General features: G+C 65.1%; 19 protein-coding genes. 3 read left to right on the top strand and 16 right to left on the bottom strand.

What is annotated here, in order from left to right:
- Window positions 1-12: 12 nt before the first annotated feature.
- From E4S58_RS17045 to E4S58_RS17025, 5 genes are all read right to left on the bottom strand, one after another.
- Window positions 13-894 (bottom strand): SMP-30/gluconolactonase/LRE family protein, encoded by an 882-nt coding sequence (locus tag E4S58_RS17045; RefSeq protein WP_136637673.1) that lies wholly within the window; start codon window positions 892-894, stop codon window positions 13-15.
- Window positions 891-2,186 carry a TRAP transporter large permease gene (locus tag E4S58_RS17040; RefSeq protein ID WP_136637672.1) on the bottom strand — a complete coding sequence of 432 codons (1,296 nt, stop codon included), beginning with the start codon at window positions 2,184-2,186 and terminating at the stop codon, window positions 891-893. Before E4S58_RS17040 ends, E4S58_RS17045 begins: the two co-directional genes overlap by 4 nt.
- Window positions 2,179-2,694: a TRAP transporter small permease gene (locus E4S58_RS17035; RefSeq protein WP_136637671.1), complete on the bottom strand. Its 516-nt coding sequence runs from the start codon at window positions 2,692-2,694 to the stop codon at window positions 2,179-2,181. Before E4S58_RS17035 ends, E4S58_RS17040 begins: the two co-directional genes overlap by 8 nt.
- An 84-nt stretch (window positions 2,695-2,778) precedes the next feature.
- The gene (dctP, locus tag E4S58_RS17030; protein WP_240789599.1) at window positions 2,779-3,762 is read right to left on the bottom strand and encodes a TRAP transporter substrate-binding protein DctP; all 984 of its coding nucleotides are present in this window, start codon (window positions 3,760-3,762) and stop codon (window positions 2,779-2,781) included.
- Window positions 3,763-3,792: 30 nt separating this feature from the next.
- Window positions 3,793-4,671: a shikimate dehydrogenase gene (locus E4S58_RS17025; RefSeq protein ID WP_240789598.1), complete on the bottom strand. Its 879-nt coding sequence runs from the start codon at window positions 4,669-4,671 to the stop codon at window positions 3,793-3,795.
- A gap of 161 nt (window positions 4,672-4,832) precedes the next feature.
- Here E4S58_RS17025 and E4S58_RS17020 point away from each other — a divergent pair, with 161 nt between their 5' ends.
- Window positions 4,833-6,494 carry an alpha/beta hydrolase fold domain-containing protein gene (locus tag E4S58_RS17020; protein WP_136637669.1) on the top strand — a complete coding sequence of 554 codons (1,662 nt, stop codon included), beginning with the start codon at window positions 4,833-4,835 and terminating at the stop codon, window positions 6,492-6,494.
- 56 nt (window positions 6,495-6,550) lie between these two features.
- Here E4S58_RS17020 and mnhG read toward each other — a convergent pair whose 3' ends face one another.
- The 11 genes from mnhG to E4S58_RS16965 all read right to left on the bottom strand — a co-directional run bounded on the left by mnhG (window position 6,551) and on the right by E4S58_RS16965 (window position 17,439).
- The gene (mnhG, locus tag E4S58_RS17015; RefSeq protein WP_136637668.1) at window positions 6,551-6,913 is read right to left on the bottom strand and encodes a monovalent cation/H(+) antiporter subunit G; all 363 of its coding nucleotides are present in this window, start codon (window positions 6,911-6,913) and stop codon (window positions 6,551-6,553) included.
- Window positions 6,910-7,197 carry a K+/H+ antiporter subunit F gene (locus E4S58_RS17010; RefSeq protein ID WP_136637667.1) on the bottom strand — a complete coding sequence of 96 codons (288 nt, stop codon included), beginning with the start codon at window positions 7,195-7,197 and terminating at the stop codon, window positions 6,910-6,912. The genes mnhG and E4S58_RS17010 overlap by 4 nt, the downstream gene beginning before the upstream one ends.
- A complete protein-coding gene (locus E4S58_RS17005; RefSeq protein ID WP_136637763.1) occupies window positions 7,194-7,691 on the bottom strand; it encodes a Na+/H+ antiporter subunit E in 498 nt (165 codons plus the stop codon). The genes E4S58_RS17010 and E4S58_RS17005 overlap by 4 nt, the downstream gene beginning before the upstream one ends.
- Before the next feature lie 4 nt (window positions 7,692-7,695).
- The gene (locus E4S58_RS17000) at window positions 7,696-9,249 is read right to left on the bottom strand and encodes a monovalent cation/H+ antiporter subunit D (RefSeq protein WP_136637666.1); all 1,554 of its coding nucleotides are present in this window, start codon (window positions 9,247-9,249) and stop codon (window positions 7,696-7,698) included.
- A complete protein-coding gene (locus E4S58_RS16995) occupies window positions 9,246-9,596 on the bottom strand; it encodes a Na+/H+ antiporter subunit C (RefSeq protein ID WP_136637665.1) in 351 nt (116 codons plus the stop codon). Before E4S58_RS16995 ends, E4S58_RS17000 begins: the two co-directional genes overlap by 4 nt.
- Window position 9,597: 1 nt before the next feature.
- The gene (locus E4S58_RS16990; RefSeq protein WP_136637664.1) at window positions 9,598-12,477 is read right to left on the bottom strand and encodes a monovalent cation/H+ antiporter subunit A; all 2,880 of its coding nucleotides are present in this window, start codon (window positions 12,475-12,477) and stop codon (window positions 9,598-9,600) included.
- Window positions 12,478-12,771: 294 nt separating this feature from the next.
- The gene (locus E4S58_RS16985) at window positions 12,772-13,509 is read right to left on the bottom strand and encodes an ABC transporter ATP-binding protein (protein WP_136637663.1); all 738 of its coding nucleotides are present in this window, start codon (window positions 13,507-13,509) and stop codon (window positions 12,772-12,774) included.
- Window positions 13,509-14,264 carry an ABC transporter ATP-binding protein gene (locus tag E4S58_RS16980; protein ID WP_136637662.1) on the bottom strand — a complete coding sequence of 252 codons (756 nt, stop codon included), beginning with the start codon at window positions 14,262-14,264 and terminating at the stop codon, window positions 13,509-13,511. The genes E4S58_RS16985 and E4S58_RS16980 overlap by 1 nt, the downstream gene beginning before the upstream one ends.
- Window positions 14,245-15,249, bottom strand: a complete 1,005-nt coding sequence (locus tag E4S58_RS16975) for a branched-chain amino acid ABC transporter permease (RefSeq protein ID WP_136637661.1) — start codon at window positions 15,247-15,249, stop codon at window positions 14,245-14,247. The genes E4S58_RS16980 and E4S58_RS16975 overlap by 20 nt, the downstream gene beginning before the upstream one ends.
- Window positions 15,246-16,136: a branched-chain amino acid ABC transporter permease gene (locus tag E4S58_RS16970; protein WP_136637660.1), complete on the bottom strand. Its 891-nt coding sequence runs from the start codon at window positions 16,134-16,136 to the stop codon at window positions 15,246-15,248. Before E4S58_RS16970 ends, E4S58_RS16975 begins: the two co-directional genes overlap by 4 nt.
- A 70-nt stretch (window positions 16,137-16,206) precedes the next feature.
- Window positions 16,207-17,439, bottom strand: a complete 1,233-nt coding sequence (locus tag E4S58_RS16965; RefSeq protein WP_136637659.1) for an ABC transporter substrate-binding protein — start codon at window positions 17,437-17,439, stop codon at window positions 16,207-16,209.
- A gap of 118 nt (window positions 17,440-17,557) precedes the next feature.
- Here E4S58_RS16965 and E4S58_RS16960 point away from each other — a divergent pair, with 118 nt between their 5' ends.
- Window positions 17,558-18,244, top strand: coding sequence for a GntR family transcriptional regulator (locus E4S58_RS16960; RefSeq protein WP_136637658.1), 687 nt, complete (start codon window positions 17,558-17,560; stop codon window positions 18,242-18,244).
- A gap of 18 nt (window positions 18,245-18,262) precedes the next feature.
- Window positions 18,263-18,643, top strand: coding sequence for a carboxymuconolactone decarboxylase family protein (locus tag E4S58_RS16955; RefSeq protein ID WP_136637657.1), 381 nt, complete (start codon window positions 18,263-18,265; stop codon window positions 18,641-18,643).
- Window position 18,644 lies beyond the last annotated feature (1 nt).

Raw genomic sequence — 18,644 nt, 5'->3', positions numbered from 1 at the left:
CCTCCCTGTGGGTCAGATATTGAATAGGTTTTCGGGCATCCCTTGCCCCGCGCCGTGAATGGCCAGGACGGACCCGGCCAGCGGTTCGGTCGCGCGCTGCTCGGGGGTCAGGAATTTCGTGGCGCTGGTGACGAACAGCGTGCTCAGGTCCGGCCCGCCGAAGCACAGGCAGGTCGGGTTGGTCACCGGCAGCGCGATGTCGCGGTCGATGCGGCCGTCGGGCGCATAGCGCACCACGCGCCCGCCCCCGAACATCGCCTGCCAGAGACAGCCGTCGGCATCGACGCAGGCCCCGTCCGGGCGGCCACCCGAGGCACTGTAATCGGCCCAGGGGTCGCGCCCCGTCACGGTGCCGTCGGCGTCCAGATGGATCTTCCAGGTCAGGTGCCGCCGTGTATCGGTGAACCACATCCAGCGGCCCTGCGGGTCGAAGGCGATGCCGTTCGACACGATCACGTCACCCAGCACCGCGGTCATCGTGCCATCGGGGTCGACCCGGTAGAGATGCCCAAGCCCCCGGTGCAATTCGTTGTCCATCGTCCCGATCCAGAGCCGCCCCTGCGCGTCGACCCGGCCATCGTTCAGGCGGGTGTCGGGCATGGCCTCTCCGGGCGTTTCGGCCAGCACGCGGACGTCGCTGCCGTCGGCGTCACAGGTGATCAGCGTCAGGTCGCGGGCCAGCAGCTGCCGCCCCGACCGGGTCAGCGCCTGGCAGCCAAGGTAGGTGCCGGGATGCGCCACGCTGGTCGTCGCGCCGGTGGCGGGGTCAAGCGTGTAAAACCGTGGCTGTTCGATGTCGATCCAGCCCAGCAGCCCGGTTCGGGCATCCCACAGGCAGGTCTCGCCCAGCTGCGCCTCGGCCCGGTGCGCGAGGTCGATCTTCACGTCGCTCATCCCTTGTACCCCAGCAGGCGCGGCAGCCAGAGCACGAAGTCCGGCACGAAGGTGATGATGCCAAGCGCGATGAACAGCGCGATCAGGAAGGGCAGCAGGTCGCGCACGATCCGCATCAGGGGTTGCTTGGTGATCGACGACACGATGAACAGCAACAACCCGTAGGGCGGCGTGATCAGCCCCAGCATCGCGTTGACCACGCAGACCACCCCGAAGTGCACCAGGTCGATGCCAAGCGCCTGCGCGGTCGGGATGAAGATCGGCACGATGATCAGCAGGATCGCCCCGGATTCCAGGATGCAGCCCAGCACCAGGAACAGCAGGTTGATCGCGATCAGGAACTGCACCGGGCCAAGGTCGTACTGGCCCAGCCAGTTCGACAGGCTGACCGGCACGTTTTCGCGGGTGATCACGTATTGGAAGGTCAGCGCGCCGGCGATCAGGATGCCGATCGTCGCGGTGGATTTGGCCGAGGCCAGCAGCGTCTGATAGAACTGCCCCGCCGTGACCGACCGGTAGAAGGCCGCCGACACGAACAGCGCATAGAAGGCCGCGACCGCCGCTGCCTCGGTCGGGGTCATGACGCCGCCGTAGATGCCGCCCAGCAGGATCACCGGCAGCAGCAGCGCGGGAATGGCGCGGAAGGTGACGCCCGGCATCTCGCGCAGCGGAATGGCGTTGTCGGTCGGGAAATCGCGGCGATAGGCGATGATCACGTTCATCACCATCAGCACGACCGCCATCAGCAGACCCGGCAGCATCCCGGCCGCAAAGAGATAGCCGACCGACTGGTCCGAGACGAGCGCGTAAAGCACCATCGGGATCGACGGCGGGATGATCGGCCCGATCGTGGCCGAGGCGGCGGTGATCGCGGCGGCATAGGACGCGGTATAGCGACCATCCTTGGTCATCATGCCGATGATGATCTTGCCCATGCCGACCGCGTCGGCCACCGCCGATCCGGACATGCCGGAAAAGATCAGCGACGAGACGACGTTCACATGCCCCAGCCCGCCCTTGAACCGGCCGACCAGCGCCTCGGAAAAGCGCAGAAGGCGGTCGGCGAGAGAGCCGATGTTCATGATGTCCGCCGCCAGGACGAACAGCGGGATCGCCAGCAGCGTATAGCTGTTGAACAGCCCCTGCAGCAGGGTTTCCGACGCGATCGAGGGATCGAACCCGCGCATCATCAGGTAGACGGTCGAGGCGCAGATCATCGCCAGGCCGATCGACAGGCCGCCGATGGCCAGGAACGCCAGAAGCAGGATGGAGGCGAGGAAGGGATCAATCATAGTCGTGGGCCTCGGCGTTGATGCCCGCGATTTCCGCCGGGGCCGGATTGACGACGGCGTTCCAGATGGTGATGGCGCAGCGCGCGATCACGGCCAGGGCGAAGGGGATGTAGATCGAGAAGACGTAATCGAACCGGACCTTCATGTAGGCGGTCTTTTCGATTTTCATGAAGGTGACGTAGTCCCAGACCTTCGGCAGCGTCCAGGCGAAGATCGCGATGCAGATGAGCGAGGTCACGACATCCAGCACCCGCCGCGCCAGTGGCGGCAGCAGGGCATAGAGGATATCCAGCCGGATCACGTCCCGCTCGGCCACGACGAAGGCATAGCCAAAGAGGATCCCCCACAGCCAGGCGATCGCGACGAATTCGACCGTCCAGCCCAGGGGCAGGTTCAGCAGATAGCGGAAGACGATCTGGATCAGGAAACTGGCGAACAGGGCCGCCAGAACCAGCGCCAGCAGGTTCTCGGCCCGTCTGTGCAGCCATGTGAATGTTGACGCGATCATGCGCTCCTCCGCGAAAGGGGACCCGGCTGTGGCGCCGGGCCCGATGTCATGTGTCCGGTCTTGTCCGGTGTGGGTCGTCCGCCGTCACAGCCCGTTGATCTTGTCGATCAGCCCCTCGGGCCAGACCTCGGAGTATTTGGAGTTCTGAAAGTACTCCAACACGTGGTTGCGGAAGGCTTCCTTGTTCGGCTCGTAGACCTTCAGGCCCTCGCCCTCCATGAAGGCGACCAGTTCGGCCTCCTGCGCGATGGTGTCGTCGGACAGGGCGGTTTCGAATTCCTTCGAACAGCTTTGCAGCTTGGCCTGCTGGTCGGCGGTCAGGCTATCCCACTTGGATTTCGACACCGAAAAGACGTTGGCCGCGATCAGGTGGCCGGTCAGGATGATCTGGTCCGTGACCTCGTAGAACTTCATCTGCTTGTCGGCGGGCAGCGGGTTGTCCTGCCCGTCGATCGCGCCGGTCTGCAGCGCGGTGTAGACCTCGGTGAAGGCCAAGGGCGTCGGGTTGGCGCCAAGCGCCTCACCGACGAACTGCCAGCCTTCGCCGCCGGGCATCCGCAGCTTGATCCCCGCCAGGTCGGCGGGCGTCATGATTTCCTTGTCGCCCCGGATGTTGACGTGTCGGGTGCCGATGTAGGGCCAGGCCAGGATCTTGATGCCGGTCTTGTCCTCGATGCTGGTCAGCAGCGGCTTGAGCTCTTCGCTGTCATAGACCTTGCGCATGTGGTCGACGTCGCGGAACAGATAGGCCGTGCCCAGGATCGCCGCCTCGGGCACCTGGTTGTAGAAATCGAAGATCGCCAGCGCCCCCATGTCGAGGTTGCCGCGCTGCATCGCGGTCAGTTCGGTCCCCTGCTTGAACAAGGTCGCGCCGAAATAGGGTGTGAAGTTGAAGCCATCGCCCAGGCAGGTCGAAAAGGTTTCCCGCAGGATGCGCGACCGGCGATCGGTTTCCTGAACGGTGTCGGAATAGGTCAGTTCGACCACATCCTGCGCCATGAGGCTGGTCGCCCCCAGCCCCAGTGCCAGCGCCGCGACGGCGCCCTTGAGTTTCGTTCCGATAGTCATCCGCATGGTCTCCTCCCAGTGAATGCGAAGTCAGGTCATCGTCTCGGCGGCCTCGAACGCGGACCACATGCGCTTTGGGTCCGGGGTCTGGCCGGAAAACAGGTTGAACGCGCGGACAGCCTGGTACAGCGCCATGCCCGATCCGGGCAGGACAGCGCAGCCAAGGGCGCGGGCGTGTTTCAGCAGGGCCGTCTCGAGCGGGAAATAGATGATGTCGCCGACCCAGTGGCGCGGCGTGATCAGGGCGGCGTCGATCGGCATCCCCGGCAGCTTGGCCATGCCGATCGGCGTGGCGTTCATGATGCTGTCCGCCTGCCCCGCCGCTGCCGCCAGGTCGGTCACGACCGAAGCGCGCACGCCCAGACGGGCCACCAGCGCCTGCACTCTGGCGGCGTCGGTGTCGTGGATCATCAGCTGTCGCGTCCCTTCGTCCAGCAGGGCCTGGGCCACCGCCCCCCCTGCCCCGCCGGCCCCGATCAGCAGGACCCGGTCCTTGCGCACGTCGGGCAGGCCAAGGCGCAGGCTTTCGCGGAATCCCCAGTAGTCGGTATTTTCACCGATCCGTACATTTCCCCGCAGCAGGACCGTGTTCACCGCCCCGACCGCCGCGGCGCTGGCCGCGATGTCGGTGAGATGCGGAATCACCGCCTGCTTGTAGGGGAAGGTCACGTTCAGGCCGTCATAGCCCGCCGCGGCCAGGCGGGTCAGCAACCCGTCCAGATCCAGCGGACCGTCCAGAGACTCGGTGTCGATCAGTCGGTATTCGTAAGGAATCCCAAGCGCTTCGCCCTCGGCCATGTGCATGCCCGGTGTCCGCGACGCCTGAATGCCCTGGCCCAGGAGGCCGATCAGGATCGCCCCGTCTTCCCCGGATTTCGGGGCAAAAACGCTGTCCAGAACTGTCGCCACGCATGCCTCCCCACTGCGGTCGTCATGATCATTGTACTGTGTGGTTAATTCTGTCAAGATCAAGTAACCAAACGGTTCAATTGCTGCAGGTGCAAAAAGCTGGAATGGTCCGCGTCGCGCCGGAACGGGACACCCCCGCCCGGCAGGAGAGAGGGCGAGGCATGGGTGAGAAGATCGATGTGACGGGAACCGACGACGCAGGCGCCGACGGGTCCCGCAAGGGGTGGAAGCAGGATCCCGACGCGGTGCGCGCCGATATCCTTGCGACCGCGCGCCGCGTCTTTGCCGAGGCCGGGTTCTCGGGGGCGCGGGTCGATGACATCGCCAAACGGACGGCGACCTCGAAGCGGATGATCTATTACTACTTCGGGGACAAGGAAGGTCTGTACCAGGCCGTGCTGGAAGACGCCTATGCCCGGATGCGCCATTCCGAGGATGCGCTGGACCTGGCCGAGGTTGCCCCGGTCGAAGCGCTGCGCCAGCTGGCCGAATTCACCTTTGACCACCACCGCCGCAACAGCGACTTCATCCGGCTCGTCATGATCGAGAACGTGCATGATGCGCGCCACATGTCGCGCTCTCACCAGATTGCGGCGCAGAACTCCTCGGCGATCCGCCACCTGGAAGACATCTATCGCCGGGGCTGCCAGCAGGGCCTGTTCCGGCGCGGCCTGACCGCGCTTGAACTGCACTGGCACATCTCGGCGCTGTGCTATTTCAACGTGTCCAACCGCGGCACCTTCTCAAGCATCTTCGGCGACGCGCTGTTTCAGGACATGGGCCAGCAGATGCTGCGGCGGCATGTCGGCGACATGATCGTCCGCTTCGTGCTGCGCGACGGTGCCGCCCCGCAAAGACATCAGACGGCTGAGGAGGAAACCCGCATGATCAACCCCGATATCCACCGCTTTCTCGAGGTATGGGACGGCAAATGGGCGGGCCTGCCGCCGAATGCCACGGGCGCCGACCGGCGGCTGCGGTTCGAATCCATCGCCCGCGACATGCGCCTGCCCACCCCGGTCGGCGTCGACACCGATGAAGAGCACTGGATCGAGACCGAGGGCGGCCCCGTCCGGGTGCGCCTGTTCCGCAAGGAGGGCCAGGATCCGCAGCCCGCGATGATCTACATGCACGGCGGCGGCTGGATGCAGGGCAGCCCAGAGACACACTGGGACATCACCGCCCGGATCGCCGACTGGACCGGGGCCTGCGTGATCTCGGTCGACTATGCTCTGGCCCCCGAACACCCCTACCCCGCCGCCTTCAACCAGTGCTGCGGCGTGCTGAAATGGGCGCATGACACCGCCGACACCCTTGGCATCGACCCGGCGCGGATCACGGTCGGGGGGGACAGCGCGGGCGGCAACCTTGCGGCCGCCATCGCCATCTGGGCCCGCGAGACCGGGCTGCCCGTCAAGGCGCAGATGCTGATCTATCCGGCCTGCGATTTCGACCGCAGCCGCCCGTCCTGCATCGAGAATGCCGAAGGCCCGCTGCTGAAGGTCGCGGGCATGGCGCAGACCAACGCCTGGTATTCCCCGGACACGGACCGGCTGCATTCGGACCCGTATGTCGCGCCGCTGGTGGCGGCGTCGCACGCCGACCTGCCGCCCGCCTTCATCGGCGTGGCGCAATACGACCCGCTGCGCGACAGCGGCCGGGCCTATGCCGACGCCCTGACGGCGGCCGGTGTCGCGGTCACGCTGGACCAGGGCGAGGGGCTGATCCACGGCTACATGCGGTCGATGGAATATTGCGCCGATGCCGAGGCCAAGCTGCGGGCGATGTGCGACTGGCTGACCAAGGCGCTCGCCTCGGATTAGGCCAGTTCCGTCCCGCGACCGGGCCGCGCAGGTCCGGTCGCACCACGCCGGGCGGGTCAGTCCTTCTTGGGCTTGGCCAGGGTCGACCAGGCCTGGTCTCCCGGCGGGGTCGGCAGCGGCCCGCAGTTGCCCCGGTGGATGATCACCTTGGCAAAGAAGTTCGCCGACACCGGGGCGGTCGTGAACAGGAAGGCCACGATCAGAAGTTCGTGCACCGACCCTTCGCCCTGACCGAAGGACACCAGCATCGAGGCGATCAGCAGCATGCCGATGCCGATGGTGCCCACCTTGGTCGGCGCATGCAGGCGCGTCATCGGTTCGTTGAATTTCAACAGCCCGATCACCCCGACGATGATGAAGAAGGCCCCGATCAGCAGGCTGGCAGCGGCGGCATAGGTTGCGATGGTTTCGATCGTCATTCGATGATGTCCCCCCGAAGGATGAAGCGCGCCAGGGCGACCGTGGACACGAAGCCCAGCATCGCGATCAGCAGCGTCACTTCGAAATAGACCTTCACGCCCTGCTGGATGCCCAGCACCACCACCAGGCCAAGCGCGTTGATCACCATGGTGTCCAGCGCCAGGATCCGGTCGCCGGTGGTCGGGCCGATCATCAGCCGGACCATGGACATGATCTGGCCAAGCGCCAGCGTCACCAGCGCGATGCTGAGCGCGATGTCGAGAAGTCCTGCGGCATGGGTCATGAGAAGATCCTCAGCAGTCGGCTTTCATAGCGGGTCTTGATGTCATCGCGCACGGCGTCCGGATCGTGGGTGTGCAGCACGTGCACCAGCAGGCAGTTGCCCTGGTCCGACACGTCAGCCGTGACGGTGCCGGGCGTCAGCGTGATGGTCCCCGCGAGGGTCGAGATCGCCTCGGGGTACTTGAGATCCAGCGGCACGACGATCCAGGCGGGCTTGAGCTTGGAGTTCGGCACCGTCAGCACGATCCAGGCGACCTGGATATTGGCGACGACGATGTCCCAGACGACCAGCAGGGTATAGGGCACCATGCGCAGGATCCGGAACTTGGGCGTGTCGGGCCACCAGATCGAGGTCAGGCGCGGGATGATGATCCCGAGGATCAGCCCGAAGACCGCCATACCGGCGGTGGCCTTGTTCTGCAGCATGATCCACACGATGGCGAGGATCGCGGTCAGGTAGGGGTGCGGCAGCAGCCAGCGATAGGCGCGCATCAGCATGTCAGTGGCCCTCACTTGGTTTGCTCAGCTTGCCGGGGGTGTCCAGCACGATCGAATTGTAGGCCTGCGGTGCAAAGAGGTCGCGGGCGATGTCGGTGGTATAGCCATGCACCTGCCCCGCAAAGACCGTGTGCAGCACCAGCAGCGCAAAAAGCCCGCCGATCGCCACGTAGGACAGGATCGTCGGAGGCGTCGCGACCTCCTTGTTCTCGTCCGTGTCCAGATCGGGCAGCGTGCCGTGGGATTTCCAGAAGACCGTGCTGCCCGCGCGGGCAAAGCCCACGACGCTGATCAGGCTGGATATCAGCACCACCGCCCAGACCCAGACCACCAGGTCCGCGCTGACCGATGCCTGCAGGATCAGCAGCTTGCCCAGGAACCCCGACAGCGGCGGCAGGCCCGCCATGGCAATGGCGCCGGCAAAGAACATCCCTGCCGTCAGGAAGGTGCCGGCCATGGGGATCTGCGCCGTGACATCCACGTTGCCGCGTCCGGTGCGGATCAGGTCCGACACCAGGAACAGCACCGCCGCCGCCAGCGTCGAATGGATGATGTAGTACAGCGCCGCGCCGATGCCCTGCGGCGTGAAAAGCGAAATCGCGATCATCACCATCCCCATGGAGCCGACGACGGCGAAGGCCACCAGCCGGTCCATCTTGCGCGCCGCCAGAACCCCGATCGCACCGATCGCGCAGGAAATCAGGGCGGCGGGCAGGAACCATGTCTCAAGCAGGTTGGACGTGACATCGAGGTCGGGCGGGAAGATCATCGTGTAGACCCGGATGATCGCATAGGCGCCCACCTTGGTCATGATCGCGAACAGGGCCGCAACCGGGGCGGGGGCCTCGGCATAGCTGGACGGCAGCCAGAAGTGCAGCGGCACCAGCGCGGCCTTGATCGCGAAGACCAGCAGCAGCAGCACGGCGGCCACCCGGATGCCCACGGTTTCCTCGGGCCCGATCTCGGCCACGCGGCGGCCCAGGTCGGCCATGTTCAGCGTGCCGGTTTCCGCATAGATCGCGCCAAGTGCGAACAGGAACAGGGTCGACCCGATCAGGTTGTAAAGGACGTACTGCGTCCCCGCCTTCAGCCTGTCGTTGCCGCCCGCGTGGATCATCAGCCCGTAAGAGGCGATCAGCAGGACCTCGAAGAAGACGAAAAGGTTGAAGAGGTCGCCGGTCAGAAAGGCGCCGAGGATCCCCATCAGCTGGAACTGGAACAGCGCGTGGAAATGATCCCCGCGACTGTCCCAGCCGGACCCGATGGCATAGAGCAGCACGAAGAGCGCCAGCACCACCGTCAGCAGCACCATCATGGTCGACAGCCGGTCGCCGACCAGCACGATGCCGAAGGGCGCGGCCCAGTCGCTGAGGCGATAGTAGATGACCGTGCCGTCCGCGACATGCCACGCCAGCCCTGCGGCCAGCGCGATCAGCAGCAGCACACCCACGACAGAAAACACCCGCTGGATGCCGATGTGGAACCGCGCGGCCAGCACGATGAAGGGGGCCATAAGGGCGGGCAGGACGATCGGAAGAATGATCCAGTGGCTCATGACTGCTGCTCCGCGTCCGCGCCCTGGGGCTGATCGTCGACATGGTCGTCATCGGACCCGAGGAAGGCGCCCAGGCCGATCATCACCACCACGGCCGTCATGCCGAAGGAAATCACGATGGCCGTCAACACCAGCGCCTGCGGCAACGGATCGGTATAGGTGGTCACGCCATCGCGCAGGATCGGTGGCGCGCCGATGGTCAGCCGGCCCGAGGCAAACAGGAAGACGTTCACCGCATAGGTCAGCAGCGACATCCCCAGGATCACCGGAAAGGTGCGCAGCCGCAGGACAAGATAGATCCCGGCAGCGGTCAGCACGCCGATGGCAGAGGCAACAAGAACTTCCATGTCAGTGGGCCTCCGGTTCGGGGGTACGCAGGTCGGGCGACGGCTTTTCGCGCGACGGGTCGATATCCATCGGGTGGTCGCTGTCGGGCATGTCGGCGCGCCGCGCCAACCGCGAGAAGCTTTCCAGCGACAGCATCACCGCGCCGACCACGGCCAGGAAGACGCCAAGATCGAACAGCGCGGCGGTGGCCAGTTCGAATTTCTCGAAGGGTGGGATGCGGACATAGGTGAAGTCCGAGGTCAGGAAGGGCTTTTCAAGGAACCATGACCCCATGCCGGTGAACCCCGCCACCAGCACGCCCGCGCCGATCACCCCGTGATAGGGATACTTCAGCCGCGCCGCCGTCCAGCTGAACCCGCTGGCCATGTACTGCATCACCACGCCGATCGACACGATCAGGCCCGCGATGAAGCCTCCGCCCGGTTCGTTGTGGCCCCGCAGGAAGATGTAGAAGCCGACCATCATGACCACGGGCATGATGACCCGGGTCAGCACCACCATCATCATCGGATGGCGGGTGCCCGACTGCGGCTGGTCCGGCGTGCGGTTCAGCAGCCGCCGCCGCACCGGCCCGTCCAGCAGCGTCTCGGTCAGCGCATAGATCAGCAGGGCGGCGATCGACAGGACGATGATCTCGCCGAAGGTGTCGAAGCCCCGGAAGTCGACAAGGATCACGTTGACGACGTTGGTGCCGCCCCCGCCCTTGTAGGAATTGGCCAGGTGAAATTCGGAAATCGGCGTCGCCACCGCGTCGCGCAGCAGGTAGTGCCAGGCCAGCGCGGCCGATCCGAGCCCGCCGGCAATCGCGACCGTGGCATCGCGGAACCGCCGCAGCGTGGTGCTTTCCACCGGCGTGCGGTTCGGCAGGAAGTTCAGCGCCAGCAGCAGCAGGATGATCGTGACGGCCTCGACCGTGAACTGGGTCATGGCGAGGTCAGGCGCGCTGAAGAAGACAAAGGCGATCGACACCATCAGCCCGACGATCCCCATCAGGATCAGCGCCAGCAGGCGGTTGCGGTGGAAGAAGACGATGCCGAGCGTCGCGGCCACCAGCATGGCCCAGCCCGCGATGGCCACCGCCCCGGGCGCCTGCATCTCGCGCGTGGGCACGCCGACGGCGCCGGTGATCCAGGCGTGATAGCCCGCCGCCAGAACGGTCACGACGGCGATCATGGCATAGCGTGTGAACGACCCGTTGTGCAGGCTGTGCATCACGACGCGCGCGGCGCGGACCGCGCCGTTGATGATCGCCTCGAAGATCACCTTGGCCTCGGGGCGCGGCGTGGATTCCCACAGCCGCGACAGGGGCGCGAAGACCAGCATCATCAGCAGGCCGCCCGCCACGGCAACGATCGACATGTAAAGCGCGGGCACCAGACCGTGCCAGATCTTGATGTGCGCATCCGGCACCTCTCCGGCCGAGCCAAGCAGAGAGGCCGTGACCAGCTTGACGAAGGGTTCCGCAACGAAAGGCGCGACACCGATCAGGACGACCAGCGTCACCAGGATCGCGGGCGGCAGCCACATGCCCGCGCCCGGATCGTGGGGGGTGTGGGGATAGTCGTCGCGCACCGGGCCCAGGAAGGTATGCCCGATGAACCGGAAGCAATAGGCGGCCGAGAACAGCGATCCGACGGTCGCCATCACCGGTACCAGCCAATGGCTGCCGAAAAGGACGGTGTGGTGCGCTTCCTCAAGCATCATCTCTTTCGACAGGAAGCCGTTCAGCAGCGGGATGCCCGCCATCGACAGCGCCGCAAGCGAGGCGATGGCGAAGGTGATCGGCATCAGGTGCCGCAGCCCGCCCAGGCGCCGGATGTCGCGGGTGTGGGCCTCGTGATCGACGATGCCCGCCGACATGAAGAGCGCCGCTTTGAAGGTCGCGTGGTTCAGGATGTGAAACACCGCCGCCATGGCCCCGAACGAGGTGCCGGTGCCCAGCAGCATGGTGATCAGGCCCAGGTGCGACACCGTCGAAAAGGCCAGGAGCGATTTCAGGTCATGCTTGAAGAGCGCGATCACCGCGCCCAGCACCATGGTGATCAGCCCTGCCGTGGTGACGATCATCACCCATTCCGGCGTGCCAGACAGCACCGGCCAGAGCCGCGCCATCAGGAAGATCCCCGCCTTCACCATGGTCGCCGAATGCAGGTAGGCCGACACCGGCGTCGGTGCGGCCATGGCGTGCGGCAGCCAGAAGTGGAAAGGGAACTGCGCCGACTTGGTGAAACAGCCCAGCAGGATCAGGATCAGCGCGGGCACGTAAAGCGGGCTGGCCTGGATCAGGTCGCGGTTCTGCAGGATGTCGCTCAGGTCATAGCTGCCCGCGATCTGGCCCAGGATCAGCATCCCCCCGATCATGGCAAGGCCGCCCATCCCGGTCACGGTCAGCGCCATGCGCGCGCCCTGGCGGCCTTCGGGCAGATGCTTCCAATAGCCGATCAGCAGGAAGGACGACAGCGAGGTAAGTTCCCAGAACACCAGCAAAAGCAGGATGTTGTCGGACAGCACGATCCCCACCATCGCACCCTGGAACAGCAGCAGGTAGGTGAAGAATTCGCCCATGTTGTCATCGCGGGACAGGTACTGCCGGGCATAGGCGATGATCAGAAGCCCGATCCCGAGGATCAGCAGCGCAAAGAAGAAGCCCAGCCCGTCCAGCATCAGGGTCACGTTCAGCCCAAGCACGGGCATCCAGTTTATGCCGTTGGTCACCACTTCTCCGTTCAGCACGGCGGGCAGGTTGGTCAGCAGGCCGACAAAGGCGGCAAGGGTGATGGTGAAGGTCACGCCGGCGGTGGCCGACCGCCCGGCCGGGTTCATCACGCCAGGCAGAAGGGCGCCCAGAAACGGCAGAGCGACGATAAGAAATAGTGACACGTTGGCAGCCCTGTTCTTGTCCCGTTGACCCAGGCTTCGATGCGACCTGAAGGTATTCCTCTCAAGGTCGTGTCTTCAGCCTGAAAAATCAAACCAACCGTATGGGGTGACGTCGGGTCCGGCAAGGGCCGCGACCTTGTGCCGCCAACAGCGCGCAGGGCGTTTTCGCAATGAAATTTGGGGGCCGGGGGTCGGGGACCGCGCGGTACAGCGATCCGATGAGGTGCTCACGTACCTTCACAAAACCGCGAGACGCGCGTGATGCGCGCCCCGCCCCGCGCGACCCGGACCGCGCTAGATCCCCAGATAGGCCTTCCGGATGCGGTCGTCGTTCGCCAGATCCTTGGCCACGCCTTCGAATTCGATCTCGCCCGAGGACATGACATAGGCGCGTTCGGCGCTTTCCAGCGCCAGCGACACGTTCTGTTCGACCAGCAGGACCGACACCCCGCTTTCGTGGATCTCGTGAAAGCGGTCGTGCATTTCCTCGACCACCATGGGGGCCAGGCCAAGGCTGGGTTCATCCAGGATCAAGAGCTTCGGGTCCAGCATCATGCCACGCCCGACGGCGACCATCTGCTGTTCGCCGCCCGACAGGGTTCCGGCCAGCTGACGCCGCCGTTCCTTCAGGCGCGGGAACAGGTCGAAGACATGCGCCAGCGTGTCGCCGATCGCGGCATCCGTGCCACGTGCAAAGGCGCCGGCGATCAGGTTTTCCTCGACCGTCATGTCGGGAAAGACATGCCGCCCCTCGGGGACATGCGCGATACCAAGCGACGGGATGCGATGCGACGGCGTGGCGGTCAGGTCGGTGCCGCGAAAGGTGATGCGGCCCTCGACCTTGGGCATCAGGCCCGAAATCGCCTTGAGCAGGGTGCTTTTCCCGGCCGTGTTGGCGCCGATCACCGACAGGAATTCACCCTCCTGCATGACAAGCGACACGTCGCGCAGCACCCAGGCCCCGCCGTAGGAGGCCGAGAGGCCCTCGACAGCAAGAAGCGGGGCGGGCGCGGTCTGGGGATCGGGGGTCATCATGCGGTCTCCACGGGCTGGGATGCCTGCTTCTTGGCGAAGTTCGCGCCAAGATAGGCTTCGATCACCCGGTCATTGCGAGAGATTTCGGTCGGCGTGCCATCAGCGATCAGCTCTCCGAAGTTGAGAACCAGAAGGCGTTCGCACAGCTTCATCACCGCCTTCATGTGGTGTTCGACGACGATGAAGGTGGTGCCATCGTCGCGCAGGGACCGCACGAGGTCGATGACCTCTTCCATCTCGGCGGGGGTCAGGGCGGCCATGACCTCGTCCAGAAGCAGCAGCTTGGGTTCGGTGCACAGGGCACGCGCGACTTCGACCCGGGCGCGTTCCGGGAACGACAGGTCGCCCGCGCGGACATCGGCGATGGCCGACAGGCCGACCCGGTCCAGGATCTGGCGGGCCTTGTCGCGGGCCTCGGGCAGCGCGTTGTTCAGCAGCCCCCCGGTCACCACGTTGTCGAGCACCGAGGATTCCATGAACAGGGCGACGTTCTGGAAGGTCTTGGTCATCCCGCGCCGGGCGATCTTGTGCGGCTTCAAGCCGCCGCTCGCCTCGCCTTCCAGCCGGATGTCGCCCGAAGACGGCGGATAGACCCCGGTCAGCAGGTTGAACAGCGTCGTCTTGCCGGCGCCGTTCGGGCCGATCAGGCCCACGATCTCTCCGGCGTGGACGTCGAAGGTCACGTCGTTCACCGCGATCAGCCCGCCGAAGCGGCGCGTGACGCCCCTGACCTCAAGCAACGGAGCGGTCATGCGAGCCCCCTTTCCCGGTGAAACGGTCCCGAAGCTGCGCGAACAGCGCCGTCAGCCCATGCGGGTTGAGCAGGATGACCAGCACAAGGATCGCGCCGTAGGCGAACTGCGACAGCCCGGCGGCCGAGCTGCCGAAATAGCTGTTGGCCATCTCCTCCATCGGGATGATGAAGGCCGCGCCGACCAGAGGCCCGGACAGGCGCCCCACCCCGCCAAGGATCGCGATCAGGGCCATCTTGACCGAAATCGTCGCCACGCCGAACACCGTGTCCGGATCGAAGAAGAACTGGAACTGCGCATAAAGCGTGCCGAGGAAGGCGGTGATCGCGGCCGAAACGCAGGCGGCGATCAGCTTGGAGCGGTAGGTGTCCACGCCGATGACCTCGGCCGCCTGTTCGTTTTCCTTGATGGCGCGCAGACGGTAGCCCAGGGCGCCGGACTTGATCTTCCAGAACACCAGGCAGATCACCACCAGCGCGGCCAGGAACAGGTAATAGTTGGGCAGCACGGTCGAGAACTGCATCATCCACAGGCTGCCGTCGGGCAGGTAGGGGACCGAAATCCCGACAGGTCCGCCGGTGACATCGGCCCAGCTGTTGGCGATGACGCGGATGGCCTCACCGGCCGCGAGGGTCGCCAGCGCATAGTAATGCCCCTTGAGCCGCGCGGTCGGCAGGCTGAGGAGCAGGGCAAAGGCCACGGCCAGGATCATGCCGATCACGCCGCCCAGCCAGGGTGACAGCGAAAACAGCTTGAGCAGGATGGTCGAAGTATAGGCCCCGATCCCGAAGTAGGCCGCGTGACCAAGCGAGATCTGGTTGGCCAGCCCGCCGACGATGTTCCAGGCCTGGCCAAGCGATGCGAAAAGCAGCGTGATGCACAGGATCCGCATCTCGTAGCCGCGCGGATCAAGCCCGAGCGGGATCAGCGCCAGGATGATGACCCCGGCGAACAGAAGGACGGGAAGAAGTCGCTGACGGGTCATGCGCGCCTCCGGGCGGTCAGGCCTTCGGGCCGGAAGGCCAGGACCAGGATGAAGATGACGAAAAGCGTGAGGTTCATCAGCTGAATGGGCAGGAACAGGGCCGAAAACGACTGGATCAGCCCGACCATGATGCCACCGACCACAGCGCCGGCGACCGAACCGAGACCGCCCAGGACCACGGCCGTGAACATCAGGACGACGAACTGCGACCCGACCGTGGGCGAGGCGGTGATATAGGGCAGGATGACCGCGCCGCCGAAGGCCGTGGTGCCGACCCCCAGCCCGAAGGCGATCATGTACATCTTGTCGGTGTCGATCCCCATCAGGCGCGCGGCCATCGGATCCTGCGCCGTGGCGCGCATGGCGCGGCCCCATCTTGTCCGGCTCAGGAAGTACCACAGCGCCCCGCCGCTCAGCAGCGCCATGAGGAAGGCGTAAAGCTTGTCCAGCGGCACGAAAAGCCGCCCGGCCTCGGTCGACAGCAGGGTCAGCGCCTGCGTCTGGTAGCCCGTCGAGACCGACCGATAATCCGCCCCGAACAGCAGCAGTGCGCCGTTTTCCAGCGCGAACAGCAGGCCGACGGTCAGGAAGATCTGCGACACCTGCGGCGCGTGCAGGATCGGCTTGATCATCGTGCGCTGCATCAGCATGCCCAGGACAAAGGTCACGGCCAGCGCGATGAAGGCGCCCAGCATCGGGTCGATCCCGGCGTAATTCCAGGCAAACCAGGCGATGAACATGCCGATCATCAGAAATTCGGCATGGGCGAAATTGACGATGTGCATCACACCGAAGACAAGGCTAAGCCCAATCGAGATCACGGCATAGACGCCGCCGATCAGGATGCCGTCGATCGTCGTCTGCAGGAGCGTCAGAAGATTTTGCATTCGAAGTATCCGGCCTCAGAAAGGATTGCCCGAAGCGGTCGTGCCGCTTCGGGACGGGATCGGGCAGCGATCAGCTGTTCCAGACGACCTCGGCCTTGGCCAGTTCCTTGGGATAGACCGTGGCCAGTTCGCCGTTCTGCCACTGGACCATCAGCGGCGAGGCATGGGGGTTGCGCCCCTTGTCGTCGAATTCGACCTTGCCGCCGGTCATTACCGTGGCCCAGCCTTGATCGAAGACATCGTTCTGCAAGTGCTCGCGGATGGCGTCGGGGTCAGCCTTGCCGGCCGATTCCAGCGCGGCGTGCAGGCAGCCCATGCAGGCCGCGTGTTCCTGCGCCTCGTGCACCATGAAATAGCCGAACTTCTCGCGGAAGCGTTCGGTGTATTCGGGCGCCTGGTCATAGGCGGCGGGCGAGATCGACAGAACGTTGTCGGCCAACTCGCCCAGACCGTCGCGGAAGTCGGGGATGATGTAACCGGCGGCGCCGCCCACGGTCGGGATGGTGATCCCCTGCTGGCGCATCGCCCGCACGATCAGCAGCGAATCGTTCAGGTAGGACACCGGGAAGACGACCTGTGCATCGGACCGCCGCAGCTGGTTGATCAGCGGGCTGACGTCGGTGATGCCAAGGGGATAGGCTTCGTCCATGACGACCTCGATCCCGGCGGCAGCAGCGGCCGACCGCAGGCCCGCGGACTGCGAGGTGCCATAGGCCGTGTCCTCGTACATGATCGCGATCCGCTCAAGCGTGGTGCCCGCCTGTTCGGCCAGCGCGCGGGTGTAATCGAAGGTGGCGGCGCCGATCTGGCTGCCGACCGAAACGATCTGGAACACGTTGCGGAAACCGCGGTCGGTGATCTGGTCCGAAAAGGACATGGTCAGCAGCGGCACGCCCCGGCGTTCGGTCACCTCGGAAATCGCGAGGGTGAGCGAAGAGGCAAAGGCCCCCAGCACCGACACGACGTTGTCCTGCGACATCATCCGCTGCGCCACGGTCGCGGCCTGTGTCGGGTTCGAGGTCGCGTCGGCGATGACGAGGTTGATCGGCGCGCCGCCCATGGACTTGATGCCGCCGTTTGCGTTGATCTCGTCCGCGACCAGCTGGATGCCGTTGCGCGAGTTGATCCCGAACTGCGCGTTCGGCCCCGACAGCGGCATGATCACACCGACATTCACCGCATCCTGCGCAAAGACGCGCCCGGTCAGCGCCGGGGTCGCCAGGGCCGCAGCCCCCGTCGCCAGCACGGCACGACGGCTCAGACCCGTCGCACGCTGAGCCTCAGTTCCAAATGATTTCGACATGATCTCCTCCATCCAGTCGATTTCGATTTGGCCAGAGCGTAAGGTGGGGGCGGATCACATGTCAACCTGATTGACAGATTGTCTGACAATATGATTGAAGAAAGACGGAGGACGGAGAATGTCATCGAAATACGCGCTGAACCGCGACAACGTCACGCTGAGCTCCCGGCTGGTCACGAGCATGCGCAGCGCGATCCTGGCCGGTGACCTGAAAGGCGGAGAGCGCCTGTCCGAACGCGCCATGACCGAAATGTTCGGGGTCAGCCGCAGCCTTGTCCGCGAGGCGATCCAGGTGCTTGCGGTCGAAGGGCTGGTGACGGTGGTGCCACACAAGGGGCCGACGGTGACGCTGCTTGATCAGAAGGCGGCGGCCGATCTCTACCGCGTGCGCGGGTCGCTGGAAGGGCTCGCCTGCGAGGAATTCACCCGCCACGCCAGCGAAGATCAGCGGCAGGAGCTTTTCGCCATCTTCGACCGGCTGAAGGACATGCTGGGCCGCGAGGACGCCGACGACCTGATCGAGGCCAAGAACGATTTCTACCGCTGCCTGCTGACCGGCGCAGACAACGACGTGCTGGAACAGATGTTCACGCAGCTGAACAACCGCATCGTCCAGCTTCGGCGCTTCACCCTGTCGGCCTCGGGGCGGTTTCCCGAGACGCTGAAGGAAATCGGCGCGATCATCGACGCGATCCGCGACGGCGACGGCGCCTCGGCGCGTCTGCTGGCCGAGGCCCACGTCGCGGCCGCTGCGGCCGTGGTCATCCGCAGGTTCGCGGAACTGGAAAAGACTTCTGAACTTTAAGCGAAAGGATCCAATCACATGGACAAGGCGACCTACGACAAAGGCATGGAAATTCGACGCGCGACCCTGGGCGATGCCTATGTCGACAAGGCGGTGGACGGCATGGTCGATTTCACCAAGGACCTGCAGGAACTGGTGACGACCTATTGCTGGGGCGAGGTCTGGGGCCGCGAAGGGCTGGACCGCAAGACCCGGTCGACCATCAACATCGCGATGATCGCGTCCCTGAACCGCCAGCACGAACTGGCCGCCCATGTGCGCGGTGCGATCAACAACGGGCTGACCCCGGACGAGATCAAGGAAATCCTGCTGCAGGTCGGCATCTATTGCGGCGTGCCCGCCATGGTCGACAGTTTCCGCATCGCGCGGGGCGTTCTGGAAGACATGGAGGCGATCTGAC

The sequence above is a fragment of the Pseudooceanicola onchidii genome (assembly GCF_004959925.1).
GTDB classification, from domain to species: domain Bacteria; phylum Pseudomonadota; class Alphaproteobacteria; order Rhodobacterales; family Rhodobacteraceae; genus Pseudooceanicola; species Pseudooceanicola onchidii.
Note: the sequence above shows the minus strand (reverse complement) of the source record. Positions and strands in the feature narration are given on the sequence as shown.